This is a genomic window from Burkholderia sp. E168m23, assembly GCF_016586125.1.
Lineage (GTDB): Bacteria > Pseudomonadota > Gammaproteobacteria > Burkholderiales > Burkholderiaceae > Burkholderia > Burkholderia orbicola.
The window spans coordinates 1-844 of the sequence record NZ_BCPP01001556.1 but is presented as its reverse complement, the minus strand read 5'-3'; the positions used below and the strand labels follow the sequence as shown (position 1 = coordinate 844).

Genomic DNA, 844 nt, shown 5'->3' with positions numbered 1-844 from the left:
AGGCGACGCGGCGGTGCCGTGCGATCGCCGCGAGCACCGCGCCGCCGATCGCGAAGCGCACGATCAGCAGCCCGAGCACGTCGACGCCGGCCGCATACGCATAGCGGCCGAAAATCGCCATCGCGCCGAACGCGGCGGCGGACAACGCGACGTAGAACGCGCCCTGCAGGGCGGCGGACGATGAGCGAACGGTGGCGGTCATGATGAAACGGGCGAACGGGGCGCCGTGACGGGAATCGTCGGAGTGTAGCGGCGCGGCGGCGCCGAGCCTAGCCCGCGCTTACCCGTTGCGCGGCGGGCGGCCGCGCGTTCCGCGCCGACCGCTCCCGGGGGCCGGCGCCAGCGCCGTCCGTCGCGCCGGCGTACAATGCCCGACGCGGCATGATGCCATCCGAATCACGACGTTTCCCCACCATGTTCAATCCAAGCCGCGACGACGTGCGTCGCTTTTTCACCGAGACCTGGCGCAAGCAGCGCGCGGGCGAGATCCTCACGCCGCTGGAAGCGATCGCGGCCGACTGGATCGTCGAGCATCCCGAGTACCACGACGAACTGGCCGATGCCGACGGCGCGGCGGCGCGCAACTACACGCCCGAGGAAGGCCGCACCAACCCGTTCCTGCACCTGTCGATGCACCTCGCGATCAGCGAGCAGTTGTCGATCGACCAGCCGCCCGGCATCCGCGCCGCGCACGACAAGCTGGCCGCGAAGCTCGACTCGACCCACGACGCGCAGCACGCGATCATGGAATGCCTCGGCGAGACGATCTGGGAAGCGCAGCGCACCAACACGCCGCCCGATACCGACGCGTACCTGCAGCGCATCCTGCGCCGCGCGTCGCGCG

General features: G+C 71.0%; 1 protein-coding gene and 1 pseudogene. One reads left to right on the top strand and one right to left on the bottom strand.

The features are described from left to right. Nucleotides 1-202: pseudogene (locus JMF90_RS38875) on the bottom strand (EamA/RhaT family transporter); the annotation flags it as partial. 179 nt (nucleotides 203-381) lie between these two features. On the opposite strand from JMF90_RS38875, the gene JMF90_RS38870 reads away from it, so the two are divergent. Continuing rightward, nucleotides 382-844 (top strand): DUF1841 family protein (locus tag JMF90_RS38870; RefSeq protein ID WP_231691690.1); only part of this gene is annotated, 463 nt, incomplete at its 3' end.